Raw genomic sequence first — 386 nt, 5'->3', positions numbered from 1 at the left:
CAGCAGTTTTAAAAAACAATTTCCATTTTAATATCACTTCTTTGGTAAGGGCTGTTGGGTTCAACTGGAATTTCTATAAAACCAAATTTCCTGTAAATATAAATTGCATTTTCCAGTTTTGTATTAGAGTATAGTACCAGGTTTTTTAAACCAAGTTGTTTTGCAAAATCTAAACAAAATTGCATCAATTGTTGTCCTATTTTTTTTCCTCTATGCTTTGGAGAAACAGCCAATTTTGTCAATTCAAATGTGTTTTGGTCGGGTAGAGGCATTAGAGCAACTGTTCCTATAATACTATTATTTAGCTTAGCGAAAAATATATGACCTCCCTCTCCAATAATATATTTATCAGGGTGCCTTAATATTTCTTCATCAAAAGATTCAAC

At 31.1% G+C, this 386-nt stretch carries 1 protein-coding gene; it reads right to left on the bottom strand.

Annotation, left to right across the window (positions count from 1 at the left end; genetic code table 11):
- Positions 1–8 precede the first annotated feature (8 nt).
- A partial coding sequence (locus J8281_RS19200) for a GNAT family N-acetyltransferase (RefSeq protein ID WP_210199260.1) occupies positions 9–386 on the bottom strand: 378 nt, incomplete at its 5' end.

The organism is Aquimarina sp. U1-2 (assembly GCF_017897595.1).
Taxonomy (GTDB): domain Bacteria; phylum Bacteroidota; class Bacteroidia; order Flavobacteriales; family Flavobacteriaceae; genus Aquimarina.
This window is presented reverse-complemented; position numbering and strand designations above follow the sequence as displayed.